17 protein-coding genes are annotated in these 14,939 nt (G+C 41.5%); 5 read left to right on the top strand and 12 right to left on the bottom strand.

Features of this window, described 5'->3' with window-relative positions; genetic code table 11:
- Nucleotides 1-331: 331 nt before the first annotated feature.
- Genes ACOSV2_RS13790 through ACOSV2_RS13780 form a run of 3 tightly spaced genes read left to right on the top strand, consistent with a single transcriptional unit; the run spans nucleotide 332 to nucleotide 4,126 of the window.
- Complete coding sequence (locus tag ACOSV2_RS13790; protein ID WP_428975592.1) at nucleotides 332-2,443, top strand: BglG family transcription antiterminator; 2,112 nt, start codon at nucleotides 332-334, stop codon at nucleotides 2,441-2,443.
- A 19-nt stretch (nucleotides 2,444-2,462) separates the two neighbouring features.
- Nucleotides 2,463-2,729 carry a PTS sugar transporter subunit IIB gene (locus ACOSV2_RS13785; protein ID WP_044338820.1) on the top strand — a complete coding sequence of 89 codons (267 nt, stop codon included), beginning with the start codon at nucleotides 2,463-2,465 and terminating at the stop codon, nucleotides 2,727-2,729.
- Between the two features lie 29 nt (nucleotides 2,730-2,758).
- Nucleotides 2,759-4,126 (top strand): PTS ascorbate transporter subunit IIC, encoded by a 1,368-nt coding sequence (locus tag ACOSV2_RS13780; RefSeq protein ID WP_428975591.1) that lies wholly within the window; start codon nucleotides 2,759-2,761, stop codon nucleotides 4,124-4,126.
- Nucleotides 4,127-4,250: 124 nt separating this feature from the next.
- Here the strand turns inward: ACOSV2_RS13780 and ACOSV2_RS13775 are convergent, their stop codons facing one another.
- Nucleotides 4,251-5,249 carry an ABC transporter permease gene (locus tag ACOSV2_RS13775; protein WP_428975590.1) on the bottom strand — a complete coding sequence of 333 codons (999 nt, stop codon included), beginning with the start codon at nucleotides 5,247-5,249 and terminating at the stop codon, nucleotides 4,251-4,253.
- Nucleotides 5,242-6,168 carry an ABC transporter ATP-binding protein gene (locus ACOSV2_RS13770; RefSeq protein ID WP_428975589.1) on the bottom strand — a complete coding sequence of 309 codons (927 nt, stop codon included), beginning with the start codon at nucleotides 6,166-6,168 and terminating at the stop codon, nucleotides 5,242-5,244. Before ACOSV2_RS13770 ends, ACOSV2_RS13775 begins: the two co-directional genes overlap by 8 nt.
- A gap of 106 nt (nucleotides 6,169-6,274) precedes the next feature.
- Between ACOSV2_RS13770 and ACOSV2_RS13765 the strand changes: the two genes are divergently transcribed.
- A complete protein-coding gene (locus ACOSV2_RS13765; RefSeq protein ID WP_428975588.1) occupies nucleotides 6,275-7,045 on the top strand; it encodes an SGNH/GDSL hydrolase family protein in 771 nt (256 codons plus the stop codon).
- Between the two features lie 284 nt (nucleotides 7,046-7,329).
- Here ACOSV2_RS13765 and ACOSV2_RS13760 read toward each other — a convergent pair whose 3' ends face one another.
- The 7 genes from ACOSV2_RS13760 to ACOSV2_RS13730 all read right to left on the bottom strand — a co-directional run bounded on the left by ACOSV2_RS13760 (nucleotide 7,330) and on the right by ACOSV2_RS13730 (nucleotide 12,031).
- Entirely contained in the window at nucleotides 7,330-8,055 is a 726-nt protein-coding gene (locus ACOSV2_RS13760) for an alpha/beta fold hydrolase (RefSeq protein ID WP_428975587.1), read from the bottom strand.
- A gap of 51 nt (nucleotides 8,056-8,106) precedes the next feature.
- Nucleotides 8,107-8,580 (bottom strand): 8-oxo-dGTP diphosphatase, encoded by a 474-nt coding sequence (locus ACOSV2_RS13755; protein WP_428975586.1) that lies wholly within the window; start codon nucleotides 8,578-8,580, stop codon nucleotides 8,107-8,109.
- Nucleotides 8,581-8,675: 95 nt separating this feature from the next.
- Complete coding sequence (locus tag ACOSV2_RS13750) at nucleotides 8,676-9,485, bottom strand: class I SAM-dependent methyltransferase (protein ID WP_428975585.1); 810 nt, start codon at nucleotides 9,483-9,485, stop codon at nucleotides 8,676-8,678.
- A gap of 181 nt (nucleotides 9,486-9,666) precedes the next feature.
- Complete coding sequence (locus ACOSV2_RS13745; protein WP_428975584.1) at nucleotides 9,667-10,464, bottom strand: phosphotransferase; 798 nt, start codon at nucleotides 10,462-10,464, stop codon at nucleotides 9,667-9,669.
- An 80-nt stretch (nucleotides 10,465-10,544) separates the two neighbouring features.
- Nucleotides 10,545-11,030: a GNAT family N-acetyltransferase gene (locus ACOSV2_RS13740; RefSeq protein ID WP_428975892.1), complete on the bottom strand. Its 486-nt coding sequence runs from the start codon at nucleotides 11,028-11,030 to the stop codon at nucleotides 10,545-10,547.
- Nucleotides 11,031-11,054: 24 nt separating this feature from the next.
- On the bottom strand, nucleotides 11,055-11,513 hold the full coding sequence (locus ACOSV2_RS13735; protein ID WP_428975583.1) for a DinB family protein: 459 nt from the start codon (nucleotides 11,511-11,513) through the stop codon (nucleotides 11,055-11,057).
- A gap of 113 nt (nucleotides 11,514-11,626) precedes the next feature.
- Nucleotides 11,627-12,031 carry an HIT family protein gene (locus ACOSV2_RS13730; protein WP_428975582.1) on the bottom strand — a complete coding sequence of 135 codons (405 nt, stop codon included), beginning with the start codon at nucleotides 12,029-12,031 and terminating at the stop codon, nucleotides 11,627-11,629.
- A gap of 352 nt (nucleotides 12,032-12,383) precedes the next feature.
- Here ACOSV2_RS13730 and ACOSV2_RS13725 point away from each other — a divergent pair, with 352 nt between their 5' ends.
- Complete coding sequence (locus tag ACOSV2_RS13725) at nucleotides 12,384-12,878, top strand: GNAT family N-acetyltransferase (RefSeq protein ID WP_428975581.1); 495 nt, start codon at nucleotides 12,384-12,386, stop codon at nucleotides 12,876-12,878.
- 68 nt (nucleotides 12,879-12,946) lie between these two features.
- On the opposite strand, the gene ACOSV2_RS13720 is transcribed toward ACOSV2_RS13725, so the two are convergent.
- The 3 genes from ACOSV2_RS13720 to ACOSV2_RS13710 form a co-directional block, all read right to left on the bottom strand.
- Entirely contained in the window at nucleotides 12,947-13,366 is a 420-nt protein-coding gene (locus ACOSV2_RS13720) for a VOC family protein (protein WP_428975580.1), read from the bottom strand.
- A 42-nt stretch (nucleotides 13,367-13,408) separates the two neighbouring features.
- Complete coding sequence (locus ACOSV2_RS13715; protein ID WP_428975579.1) at nucleotides 13,409-14,206, bottom strand: class I SAM-dependent methyltransferase; 798 nt, start codon at nucleotides 14,204-14,206, stop codon at nucleotides 13,409-13,411.
- 151 nt (nucleotides 14,207-14,357) lie between these two features.
- A complete protein-coding gene (locus ACOSV2_RS13710) occupies nucleotides 14,358-14,711 on the bottom strand; it encodes a nuclear transport factor 2 family protein (protein ID WP_428975578.1) in 354 nt (117 codons plus the stop codon).
- Nucleotides 14,712-14,939 lie beyond the last annotated feature (228 nt).

Here is a 14,939-nt window from a genome sequence, read left to right as displayed (position 1 = left end):
TAAATCATGAGAGGACGATTCTCCTGCTTATCAGGAAAAAGCAGAAGGATCGTCCTTTTTATTATTGCTTCAATTGTCATTTGATGACCTCCCAATTAAAACGCTACACTTCCAATTATTGTCAAACGGTCACCCATTTGACAATCCCAGCTTCCCACTCTGATCCCCGTTTCAACCATCTGTACATTTTTGCAAAATTATCCCATACAAACTCTACACACTGAAACCCCTTTCATAACTTGTAAATAGCCATTATACTAGACTCATAAGATGATCATCTAATCAACTAACAATATAAATTTGCAAAAAATGATAACAGAGGGGGATCCTCATGGTACTGGATAAAAGGCGTGCACACTTATTATCCATCATTCAACATTCGACTGATCCGATTCCGACAAAAGATCTGGTGGCCAGGACGAATTTGTCTCAACGGACCATTTATTACGACCTCGATCAGATTAATAGTTGGTTACGGACTCAAGGATTAGAACCCATTGAAAGCCAGCACGGCAAGGGATTGTTTTTGCCGAATGCATCGAAATCGAAGTTGATGGTTTCTAAGGATCAAAGTTTCGAAGATTGGCAGTATCAATTATCTAAACAGGAACGTGAAGTCCTGATTAAAGCCAAAATATTACTAGAAGAACAAGATGCCTCGATGCAGCGATTCATGGATCTGACCAGCATGAGCCGGGGGACAATCGCCAAGGAAATTAAAGAGATCAAGCAAGAGTTCAGCGAAGCCGGCTTGCGGTTGTATTACAAGAAAGGTTCAGGATACCGGTTGAGTGGTCCTGAGGATGCTAAAAGAACGATGCTTTCGAATATACTGGCAACCATCTTCTCGCACCCGGATTGGCAGAATGTCCGGAATGAGGTCCATAAGATGATCCAGCCGGAAGCTGCCACGTGGTCACATGAAACGGATCAAAGGCGCCTGGTGAGAGAGATCCTTTATGAAGCTGAGAAAGAATTAGGATTGACGCTGACCGATGAGATGGTGGAAATCCTGTCCCTTCAGATCTTGATGATCATGAAGCGAATCGAACTGCAAGAGTATATTCATGTACCAGAAGCGGAAAAACAGGTCCTCATACAAACAGAAGCATACAAGGCGGCCCTGCATATAACGAATAAACTCAGGAACGTAAAGGAAGTCTCTTTTCCCGATGACGAGGTTTGCTTCATTACCATGAACCTGTTGGGGTCCAAAGTGCAGCAGGATAACTTCAACCGTTATACGGAACAGGAACTATCCGGCCTGAAGGAAGTCGTCCAGCAGATGATCGATGATTTTCAGCTTTACTCCTGTGTGGTGTTCGATGATAAAGGTGGCCTTGAAGAAAATCTGATTTCCCATATTAAACCGACGTATTACCGCCTGAAGTACGGGCTCTCGATTGCGAATGATCTGGCTGACAGCATACAAAAGAACTACCCGGACATCTTTCATTTGACCAAACGCGTGATGAAGCACTTGGAACGGTATGTCGGGAAGACTGTTCCAGACGAGGAAATCGCCTACATCACCCTGCATTTTGGAGGCTGGTTGACGAAAGAGAAAAAGAAGGTCGAGACGAAGTTCAAAGCCCTCATCGTTTGTGAGAATGGGATCGGGACCTCGAATATGCTCCGCACCCAATTAGAAAACTTGATTGCCGGGCTGAATGTCATCACTACCATCTCGATGAGGGAATATCGAACGAACGAGTACAAGGCGGACGTCATCTTTTCCACCAATTATATCAAGGAGAAGGACATTCCCGTTGTCCATGTTCCAGCTATCTTGACTAATCTGGAAAAGGAACGGGTCATCCAACGTATGAATGAGCTTTTCGATTCGAAGCCACCGGAAAAGAATGTGACTGATCATCTGATGGATGTTATCAAACGTCATGCGACGGTCCATCAAGAGGAAGACCTGAAGAAAGAGCTGGTCCACCTCTTAGAACAAAATACTCCCCGAATAAAGGAGATCAGAAAGCCTATGCTCAATGAATTATTGACAGAACAAACGATACAGCTCAAAGACCGTGTAACGAGTTGGGAGGAAGCCATCAAGGTGGCGAGTCAACCGTTGATCGATCTACAATCGATCCGACCGGAATATGTCGAGGCCATGATAACAAATGTGAATGAACTAGGTCCTTACATTGTCATCGCACCCAATATCGCCATCCCTCATGCACGTCCGGAGACCGGCGTCGAACAACTGGGGATGAGCTTCCTGCGACTCAAGGAACCCGTTCATTTTTCCGAAAAAGAAAAACATCGCGCCCAGCTGGTCATCGTACTGGCGGCAATCGATAATCAAACCCACTTGAAAGCACTCGCACAGCTGACAGAACTGCTATCCAATGAAGACAATGTGGAACAGTTAATTTCAGCAAGTGACCGTCAAACCGTGATTGAATTAATCAACCAAACGATTGAAGTATAAATCAGAGGAGGAAATAAAAATGAAAAAAGTATTAGTTGTATGTGGAAATGGATTAGGAAGCAGCATGATTGTGGAAATGAATGTGAAAGCGGCGCTGAAGGATATGGGAAAAGAAGCGGAAGTATCCCACACGGATCTGACAACAGCGAAGACGGAACAGGCGGATCTTTTCCTTGGTTCTGAGGATATCGTCGAAAGCCTGGAAGATGGACGCAAGAATGTTGTGAAGTTAAAGAATTTAATGGATAAGAATGAACTCCGCGCGGCATTGGAACAAAATATTTAGTCCATTTTTAAAAGAAAGGAGCGATACAAATGGTTGATATCATAATGAAGGATATACTAGGTACACCTGCAATCCTTGTCGGTCTATTCGCCTTAATCGGGCTCCTTATTCAACGCAAGAATTCAGGGGATGTCGTGTCCGGAACCCTGAAAACGGTCATGGGCTTCGTCATCCTCGGGGCGGGTGCGAATGTACTCGTCCAGTCCCTCGGGCAATTCAGCAGCATGTTCAATCATGCCTTTGAAGTCGACGGGGTGATCCCGAACAATGAAGCCGTCGTCGCCCTTGCACAGGAAAGCTTCGGTACGGAGACAGCGATGATCATGCTGTTCGGTATGGTTGTCAATATTGTTATTGCACGATTCAGTCCTTTTAAATATATCTTCTTAACAGGGCATCATACCATGTTCATGGCTTGCTTGATCGCTGTTATCTTAACGACTGGAGGATTCTCCGGAGTACCATTGATCATTCTCGGTTCGATCATCCTCGGGGCACTGATGGTCCTCTCGCCTGCGATGCTTCAGCCTTTCACCCGTAAAGTCACCGGGTCGGACGACTTTGCCGTCGGCCACTTCGGATCGATCGGGTATTTGGTTTCGGCTGCGGTCGGTAAAGCAGTTGGAAAAGGTTCTAAATCGACAGAAGAAATTAAAGTTCCGAAGTCACTCGGCTTTCTCCGAGACACATCCGTCTCCGTATCTCTGACGATGGTCATCCTGTTCTTTATCGTGGCAGGTGCAGCAGGTCCAGCTTTTGTAGAAGCAGAATTGAGCGGTGGACAGAACTTCCTTGTCTTTGCCTTTATGCAAGGAATCACATTTGCCGTTGGTGTGTATATCATTTTAGCCGGGGTACGCATGCTCCTTGGTGAAATCGTTCCGGCCTTCAAAGGGATCGCGGACAAAATCGTCCCGAATGCGAAACCCGCTCTTGATTGCCCGGCCATCTTCCCATTCGCAGGAAATGCCGTCATCATCGGTTTCTTATTCAGCTTCATTGCCGGTCTCGTCAGCATGCTCTTCTTACCTCTATTAGGATTGAAAGTAATCGTTCCGGGACTTGTCCCTCACTTCTTCACAGGTGCAGCTGCCGGAGTCTTCGGTAACGCAACCGGCGGACGCAGAGGCGCTGTCATTGGCTCGATGGCGAACGGCGTCATGATCAGCTTCCTGCCAGCCCTCTTGTTGCCGGTATTAGGCAACTTAGGATTCCAGGGAACGACGTTTGGAGATGCAGATTTCGGATTGGTCGGCATCGTGCTTGGTAACCTGGTTAGCTTGATTGAATCCAATGTGATTGTTTTCGCATCAATCATCGTCCTTCTTGCCATCCTGTTCTTCATCAGCTTTAAGTCAAAGGGGACTGGGGAGAAGGAAAAAACAGAAGTTGCATAAAATGAATGTAGCCACCCTCTATGTTTTAGAGGGTGGCTACTTACTTTGTTTAATCTTCCATTACGATGCAGATGCGGACAGGAATCCGAATAAATATTAATAGTAGCCTTGCTAAATGATGCACTTAATAAATATCCTTCTGAGTGAAATTCCAAAACGCAATAGCTAGGCAAGCGACAGTCCATACTCCAAGTACTGTTAATGAAAACGGCAGTGACATCCCTTCGATTGGAGGAGCTTGACCTTCTAAGTAATTGATCAGATCAAAATTCAAGTTTACCAAATACTTTGAGCTCGTCCAGCTAGAACCGATAGAAGATAAGAGGGTGCCTGCAATCAACACAGCCATCATGGCCCCGATACCAGTTGCTGTATTTTTCACAAGCACTGAAATCATCAGGCTTATGGTTGCAACAGACGCTGTAACGACCCATGCAAGGCCCGCTGACATCAATAAATATTCCCACATCGGGAGGGTATGGATATAGGTCGTCGAAAATTCACCCGATGGTGAAACTTGAAAGCCCGTCAGAATAGGTGCCGTCCAGCCATCATATCCGAGGACAATCCCTGAAATCCCATAGCAGACAACTACAGTAGCTGCTATCAGCATCGATGTATACAGCAAAACCGTCAGCCATTTGGCCATCAGGATCTTCCATCGTTTGATCGGTCGGGATAGTAAGGTCTTGATGGTCCCATCATTGTATTCCCCACTCACAACATCAGCCATAATAATAATGATGAGTAAAGGCAGGACTAGTGTGAGTCCCTGCGAGAAGAAGATGCGGATGAATGTTGGTGCTCCCGGATAGTTCGGGTTGATGTCGTTGTCCAAGTAATATTGCTTTTGCTTCAAATCCAATTCAAGGAATTGTCTGGCCTCATCCTGGATCCCACTGGATGCAAGTCGGTTTTGACGATCGACTATCTCCTGCTGCAGCTCCACTCGCCAGTCCAGCGTACCCTGCTTTTCAATCTTATCTTGAATCTCCCGGTATTGTGCATATGTAAACATAGAGACTAGAATGATTAATATGGCGATGACAACCGCAAAGCGTTTTTTGGAAGCAATTTTCATTACTTCATTATGAATCAGACCAATCATATTTGGGTTAGACAATATGATCGCCCCCTGTCAAACGAATAAATAAGTCCTCCAATGTCTGGACCTTCCTTTCGATTGTCCATACCTCAATTCCCGCCTTTAGTATAGATTCATTCAGGATCGACGTTTTGTTTTCATCCATAAGAGTATGGATGGTATGATCATCGTACAGTTCTGCAGCTTGGACATAGGGAGATGCTTTAAAGATATCAAGTGCACGAAAAGCATCATTGACTCTCCAATCCACACCTGATGACAATGCATCCACTAAATCACTTACCGTGCCTACCTTCACGATTCTCCCATGGCTCATAATCGCCACTCGATTAGCAAGCATTTCGATTTCACTTAATATATGACTGGATACAAGAACTGATAGACCCGTTTCGTCGACCAGTTTCCTGATAAATGTACGAAGATCCTTTATTCCCATCGGATCCAACCCGTTAGTAGGCTCATCCAAAATAAGCACATCCGGCCGGCCTAACAATGCTTGTGCGATCCCGAGCCGCTGACGCATTCCCAGTGAATAGGTCTGTACCTGGTCATCGATTCGTGCAGTCAGATCAACGAGATCAATTACCTCTTGTATTCGTTCACTATCCACCTCAGGCAGCATCCGTGCAAACATTTGCAGATTTTCCCGACCGCTCAGATACTTATATAGTTCTGGATTTTCAACAATAGAACCCAGGCGCTGCATCGCCTGTACAAATTGCTTTCTCACATCAAAATCACAGATTTTAATGACTCCTGATGTAGGCTTGATCAGACCGACGAGCATCCGAATCGTAGTCGTTTTTCCCGCACCATTGGGACCAAGGAATCCAAATACTTCTCCTGGATATATTTCAAATGATATATTATCAATAATCGCCTTTTTCCCTATTACTTTCGTTACATTTTTCAATTGAACAGTTGGCTTTATGCTCATATCATCACCCTACATCTATTCTAACGAACTTTTTTCTCAATTGCTCTTTTAAATACTCAGCATGAGTAAAAGTTGGTACAATCATAATAGAAGGAGAGAACAAAAGATGAAAAAATGGATGTGGCAACTATTTATCACCCTTTCCCTTGCGCTGACCGTCCTATTTGGATATGGATTTGTAAGAGCCTATTCGGATATCGCCAACCCTCCCCAAGAGAAGATAGTAGCAGAATCAGAAGAAGCTACCGCTACTCCTGGAGAAACGTATATTGCACTTGGCGACTCATTGACAAGGGGGGTAGGATCTTCAAAAGGAGAAGGTTTTGTCCCGCTGGTTGGAAAATCACTTAAAGAAACCAATACTGTGGAGCGGTATCAAAACTTAGGCATACGGGGTGCCAGGATTGAAGATTTACTGGCACAGTTAGAACAAGAGGATGTCAAGAGATCTCTTAAGGACGCCAAAATCATTACCATTACGATCGGGGGAAACAATCTCTTTAATTCCGGTGCGATTTTAAACAATTATTCGGAAACTGCAGCTCTTGGCATTCTGGAAACGGAAATTCCTAACTTGGAAAAAACGTTTGAAACCATTCGTGACATAAATAAGGATGCCGTCATCCTCTATATAGGACTATACAATCCCTTTAAGGAATTGTCGGACGGGGATTCCTTCGATTCTGTCATCCAAAAATGGAATGAATCTGCCCGCACATTAGGCTTAAAATACGAAGTTCAAGTGGTGGATACCTTCAATTTGGTGACGGATGCCAAACGCGATCTTTCAAGTGACAACTTCCATCCCAATGATGCTACTTATCAGCAAATAGCTGATAGCCTATCACTTGTCATTGAAAAAAACATTATACAATAATACCAAAAAAGGTGATTTCAAAGTCCACTCGAAGTAAGGACTGAAGAGTCACCTTTTCTTTACAGCCATCATGGAACTGGGTATCTTGAATGAGTTGAGAACATACCATCCTGTTCTATGCGGAACACTGCCCATCGGGATAGAATATCAAAACGTCTCGTTGCTTTTCATTCCCCATCTTCATCCTATCGTATTAATCTAACAATGGTACACCATCCTTGCTGACTTCTATTCATTAGAAAAGAAGTCTCTCAATGTTATTCACCATTAATAAAACCAAATACTCAACAGTTTTCTATTAACGTTTTAACTGCATTTATTACCAGTTCTGGTTCATCGTTTTGTATGTAATGGGCACTATTTTCTGCCAAAACGAATGTAGCATCTGAAGAAATCGCTAGAATTCCTCTCTGCATCTCATTCCATAACTCTTGAGAACCCTTCGAATAATGAGCTTTTTTCCCTGCTGAAAGAACGATTAATGGAATATTCGATTTCTCTTTGGAATCATTCAACTGTTGTAAACTTTCCATGAATTCATCGTAGTTTCCTTCATGAACAAATTGCTTATTGTAGCGCTCTTGAAACTCTTCTGACATGGTTGGAAGGAATTTCTCTCTATAGTCTACAGGGGTGGAGTCTACCAAGATAAGCCCACAGACCTCACTCTGAAATTCAGTTGTATATAATCTGGTATTCACTCCACCAAATGAATGACCGACTAATATGTAGGGAGGCTCCAGGTTAGTCGCATGAAGAAGTTCGTTCAATTCTTTTACCATTGTCCGACTGGTTCTCGAACTTGAACTTGATTCACTTCTCCCCAGCCCTGCCCGATCATAAACGAGAACCTTAGACATTTTAGATATCTCACCTATCACCTGATCCCAAGTCTTGGAATAATCCCCATAACCAGATTCCATCACAATAGTTGGTTTTCCATAATCTTCACCCACTAATCTTGCAAATAGCTTGCAACCATTTATAGGAACCATCATTTCTTTTGTCATATATTCTGTACCCTCTTCCGATTTACCTTACGATACTAAAATTCTTTTAAATCATGTTCTCCTCAATCTAACGTCTCCTTCAGTATCATTCTCATTATCCCAATACACCTGAAACTCGAAGGTCCCATCTTCAAAGAACAAGGGAAACCTTCTTTTAATGGATTGTTGCATGGGGAGATTTTCTATCTCTTTCATGTTAACCCAGACCGGCTTACCTTCTGGGGATTCTTGTAACAAGTCTCCTTTAAAACTTCGAGTAAGATAATTGAAAATAATATACCTATCGTTTTTTTCCGGATTGACATACTCATAAAGGCCCTTATAAATAAGGTTACTCACTTCAAGCCCCGTTTCCTCTTTAACTTCTCTTATTGCTCCTTCTACAAAACTCTCAGGAAACTCTACTTTTCCGCCGGGTGGAATAAAGCCCTTAAAGTCGTCATGCTGCCTTTCTAATAGCAATACTTTCTCATTATCCTGGATCATGCAAATTGTCCAGAACTTATAATTAATCCCTTCGCTCATTCACTCACCCCAAAACCTCTAAAGTGTCTTGAAACCGATAACCGTTCGACCTTGAATTTATATGTAATACTAAAGCTTTCCCCTGATGTAACTCATTACTTTTTCCTGCCAATATAAAGCAAGTGAGAGGAAATACCAAGTATATAAGGGTTTGTGGCCTTCTCTATAATTAAATCGATTAATTTCCTTACTTCGCCTTCTCCTTTTTCTCTCCAGTAATCCCAATGATCATGATTCAAAACCGTTCCTGCATTGGATCCTATTAACTTGATGGTTTCAAATCCGTTTGCTTCCATAAATGGATTGATGTCTTCTATATTAAAATAATACGCACCTGTAAAACGTCCTTCATCTGCGTGATTAAAGCAGCCTGATTGGGAAAATTGCACGATCGCATCCATATCATTATTGGGCTTCCAATTATCCGGAGATAAAAGCGATGTAAGGATGTGTCTAATTCTAGGCATAAAGGCAACAAAGACCAGCCCGTCCTTTTTCGTCACTCTTTTTAATTCTTGGACTGCCCTTATACGGTCATTTTCTTCCTGCAGATGGTACATTGGCCCGAGCATCAACGAGGAATCAAACTGTTCATCTTCAAGCATATTAAGGTCTATGGCATCTGCTGCATGAAACCCTTCAAATTGTCCGTCTAAATCAAGTTCTTCTGCTTTATCTTTTGCCAAATCCACTAATCTCGTAGTCAAATCGGTCAGTGTTACCCTATAACCAGCTTTGGCCAGTTCCATTGAATATTTCCCCGGCCCTGCTCCATTATCAAGCACATAGCCTGTCTCGGGCATATATGTTTTTATATAATGCCAATTCACCTGGAATTCAATTGGTTCACGCTCAAGTCTTCCCCACTCATCAAATTGATTGTAATACTGAATGATCTTACTCATATTTCCCACCTACCTATATTCCACTTTTTACCTACACATTCGGCATCACTTCGGTAAAGTCCTGCTTTAACTAGATGGCAGTTCATAATACTTTCATCTAGTTAAAGGGTGATGCATCCATACAATGAATTTATCCAGCAAAAAAGCGCGATAGTATCGCGCTTTTTTGCTGATTTTCCTATTAAACCCACTCTTTCCCATGTTCACGAATGAATGTAATATCTTTTTGATAATGTTCATAATGCCCTTCATCGATCATTTTCTGAAAAGCAGGGTCCCCTTCACCGGCTTTTCTTTTCATGTAGTTGCATAAGCCTTCCAAGCGCAGCAATACCATCTCCAGATAATCTTCTTCCATTCCGTCCATACCGTAAGATTCAAAGAAAAGTGCCACTCTTTGTTTTACACGGTCGGCATCATGGGTTGGTTGGTAATGAACGGCTTCACCCGTTTCGGTATGATAATGCCTGCTGAAAGGAACGCAGGTGTACAGAGTATAGGCAATGTCCCAAAGTCTCGGACCGGGACCGGCAACATCGAAATCAATGATGCCGACTGGTTTCTCCTGGTTAAAAATAATATTATAAATGGCAAAATCATTGTGACATATAACCTCTGTGTTCGGTGGCGTGTGGTCCATTGGTTGCCATTCTTCCATAAATGGAAAGTCGCTCACAGCATCATGGTACTGACGGAGCATCTTCGCTATTCCTTTTAAAGCATCACGGGACCACATGTACTCTTTCAAGGGATAATTGCCGGCTTCCCCCTTAATAAACGACAAGATCTCTCTATCTTGATCATCAATGCCTAGAAACTTCGGGGCACGATCAAAACCTTTCCTTTCCAAATGCTCCAATAACGTATGGATTTTGCCGCTATCTGGCTTCAATTCCCGCCGAACGGTATCTCCGGAACGATATACGTTTGAGACATTCCCTCCTGTTAGCATTTCTTCGTTTTCGTGCTGACTCTTCATTTAAATCCCCCCGATTTAGGGACGCTGTGATTGTGTCAATCGCGATGGTTAATCGACAGTTATGGCCCTATTATTCAACCTTATAAACTCAATACCATTCTATACATCTTAGTAATATGACCTTCAAGATCATCATCAAATTCTGAAATGACGGTGAAGCCTTTTGCACGATAAAAGTTTGTTCCTGTCTCATTCTCTTTCTCAACACTAATATAGACCGATCTAGCACCATTTAATTCCTTTATACCTTCTTGAAGCAAGGCAGTCCCAATCCCTTCGCCCTGATATTCCTTATATAAGTAAATGGCCCCTAATTCCACTTCCCCTTCTTCTTTTACAGGAGAGAAATTAGCGAATCCCACAATCTTTCCGTTCTTTTCAGCCACATACAGTGAAGAAACCTCTAAACGCTTAAGCATCATTTCGTCGCTATAAGCAGAAGTCAAGAAACTCTCTTGGATTTCAAGTGGAATGATGCCCTCATAAGTAGTATTCCAGCTTCTTCTTGCGACTTTCTGAACTTGGTTTATATCCTTTTTCTCCATTTTGCGTATCGAGTACTCCATCATTGGCACCCCTTAATTGAAACATTATTTTGAAAGAGCCTGTTTCATACTTTTGATGATTCCCATATGCAGACTTTCATGGTTCATATGAAAAACCATCATGTCTCCTACTGTTTTCATACCTAAAAATGATTCCTTCAGTGGTTCACCAAGGTGACCCTTGCACGCTTGTTCGATAAGAAGAGGCTGTTCTTCCAACTCCTTGATAAGCTTTTCCATCGAGGGAGGTTGTTCTGTCCAATCTTGTGGTCTGCTCTCTCTCGGAAACATCATATGGTAAGATCGTGGCAATCGCCTCTCCTTATCAACAGCTGGAAACATGGTATGATCCCACCCTACTAAAATATGACCCGCATTCCACCGGATGCTATTATTATGACCAGGTGGGATATGGTCGACGATTTCCTCCGGGATGGAGCGAAGGAAGTCAATAGTCCAGCCCCGCCACATTTTCATCTGATTAAATAATTGATCTTCTTTCATTGATCTCATCCCCTTTTGGTAAAAATCAACCTGCATTTAGATAACACATTCACGGAATCCAGTAAAAGGTGAGTTTCAGCTGTTACTGGATTTATGGAAGAACAATTATGCCTTCACCTTTTCAACCTTCTATTCCCCTCTTGTTTCAACCAATACCGAATCCCTTTTCCAGCCAATGGTTCATCATTGTATCTTGGTATGACGTGGAGGTGACTGTGGGGGATTTCCTGGTTGGAGACCTTTCCTACATTCCAGCCAAGAGTGTAGCCATCTGGAGAGAACTCCTTATCTAGTACTTTTTTCGCCTCCTGTAGCAGTTCATATGTATCGTTCCACTCTTCTTGTGTTAATTCAAAAGCATCGATACGATGTTTTTTCGGGACAATCAACCCGCTGCCTTCTAATACACCTTGATGTTTGTTATGCTGCAAAAAATAACAAGTTTCATTCTCCAGTACAATATTCTGTTCCTTATCTTTATGTGGATTACATAATGGACAATTTTCATCGTAAGACATATTTACCCTCCTAAGATCAAATCTTCTTTGAACCCTGGTTGACGGTAGTAACCCCCAAGTTCATGATACCCTTGGTTATCCTTTGTGTTATCGGCTTGTGTATGATACTATATAAAACATCTTGAAATTGACCTCAAGTTTAATAAGGAACCCGCCTCTGTTTTAGAGGTGGGTTTTCTTTGTATGCGTTTGACGTTTGATAGTGTTCACATTGATAATATTCTAATCTTTAAGTAATACAAACGTTAAGATCATCAATAAAACTTTAAAGTGATGCGGCACACAGAATATATCTTGTCTACACTTTCACGATACCCTATAATGGAAAATATTACATTTTTCGGAGGTGATCATGACGTCAAATACTATAAGCCCTACAGTTAAACTGGTTGAGTTTCATGAACAATACACTCATCCATTATCCAACTTTCACTTACCTGAAGATCAACTAGAATTTACTAGTCTTCCTTTGGAAAAAATCAATCATCCGAAAGTCTCCAAAACTTCTATTCATGTATTAATCATGAGTAATAATGAACCAGTGGGATATTTTGCATTAGAAGATGGGGAAAAGGTTCATAAGTATAGTGACAATCCAAAGGCCAGAATCTTAACATCTTTTTCAATTGATTCAAAGTTTCAAGGAAAAGGACTGGCAAAACAAGGACTAAAACTACTTCCTTCTTTCGTGAAAAACGTTCTGCCTGATATCAATGAAGTGGTTCTTGGGGTGAACAAAAGGAACACGGCAGCCATAAACCTTTACCTGAAATGTGGATTCGTAGATGAGAAACAAATATACGAGGGACCTAAAGGACCTCAGCATGTTTTACACTTGGTTATTTAAATTTATTAGGGGCTGCTTAGCTCCTTTCTTCGCGCTCTATTAATTATTCGCATCGTGCTTCTACATGATCAATGTGAAATAAAATATTTCTCCCGAAAAACCGGACTAAGCTCACTCCACACATCAAACTTATTTCCATCTAAATCATAAAAAACAAAATTCCTTCCAAAGTGTCCTCTGTTTTCAATAGTGCCAACCCGAATTCCATTATCTATAAAATCCCTATGCAATGTTTCTAACGCTTCTAAACCATTCACCTCAAATGTTAAAGAAAAGCGTTCTTCACCATAAACATCTATGAAATTAGCACTTTGGTTTTCTTTGGATTTAACAAGGAAAATACTTTGGTTTGCAAGATTCAGGATGGCCTTATCTTCATCTTTATAGCTTAATTCTGCATTCAATTTATGTATGTACCAGTCTGATGAAAGATCCACATTCGTTACTGGAATATAGGTTGTGCCAACCCTCAATAATTTTTCGCTCATTTAAAATTCCCTCCGCATTCAGATATAGTAAACTTTCTCTTTTCATAACCGTTTTCTCCCGATCTTCACTGATAACGTTGATTCCTCTTTATACTCTCCAGATTCACAAATATCGAGCATGGCCTCCCTCACATCACGTTCAAATAATGAGACGTTACTTCCTATAAAACGTTTAGACCCATAGGATGTGGAATAAAGGTTTCCTAGTAATGACTCAATCGTCCAAGTGATTTCGTATGCCGGTAAAGTGTGAACTTCTAGGTCAAATTTCGAATGGGATATGACTTCTTCATGACTGGTAACGGGATGAGTATAGGTTGAATTTCCAGCCTTTCGATCTTTTCCATACCATTTTTCAATCACTTCATTAAACCTTACTTGCCAAGGTTTCACCGTTTGATTGGGATCATAATGATCAATGATCGCTACCCCGCCACCAGGAGAAATCATATCAAATAACTCCTCTAATACCTTTGGTCTGTCCATCCAATGAAAAGCCTTGGCAATCGTCACGAGAGAAAAATGCTGATAATTCTCAAGGTTGTACTGTTCCAAGGTTCCATTGAACCACTGAATCTGCCCCATCCTTACTTCCTGATGGATACGCGTAGCTTCTTCAATCATTTCCGGTTCAACATCTATACCAACTATTTTATGACACCAATCAGAAAACCTTATGGTGAGCTGTCCTGTGCCGCAGCCTAGATCAAGGAGGTTATGCTCCCCATTTAAAGAGAACGTTTCAACCAGGAATCGTATTAAAGAAGAAGGATACATCGGTCTGTATTTCGAGTAATAACCTGCAGTGCCTTTAAATAGGTCTTGCCCGTACTTGTTCAAGTTTGTGATCCTCCCGTCGATCTCTATATGCTTTCAAAGAACCTCCTACACACTACCAATTATTTCAAAATAAACCCACAAACTCAATGATTAATTGCATAAAAAAGAAGCTTATCCTCAGCGTTAAACTTCCATTACGAGAAATAAATTATTAATTACTAACTTTTGTACCTTGATGGAAATACATTTGCCATCTTCCCTCGGTACACTTCCAAATTGAACTTCTTAAGGACTGCTGCCCAGTCTCTTCATTAAAAATTTCGTATGTAGTCAATACTATTTCATCAGACAAAGGATGTATTTCGAAGTTATAAAGCTTCATCTTTACTAAGTTAATACCTTCTTCACTTATTTCTTCATTTCTATAAAGGATTTTACCAGAACTGCCTATTTCAAAAAATTCATCAGAAAGAATTTGAGTAAGCTCTATTTTGGACGTGCGAATTTCTGGCTTCAATAAACTCTCTTCCAGCTGACATAAGTGTTCTTTTAATGCTTCGTTCATACTTTTCTCTGCTCCTTTTATATAAGCTGATATGTGAATGAGTCCTTGGTAATAGCCAGTTGAATCTGTTCTCCTTTACCCATGCTGAAAATGAAACAGCTGGGGATGTTTTAGATTGATGTTAGTTATTAACACCTTTAAGGAACAACCCTATAATTCATTTCTTAATTTTCTCTTCCTTTTTCTTCAGAAGTGAACCTGCAATAGCAGCGAATATATCTCCAAGTA

The organism is Rossellomorea sp. DUT-2 (genome assembly GCF_052665285.1).
This window is presented reverse-complemented; position numbering and strand designations above follow the sequence as displayed.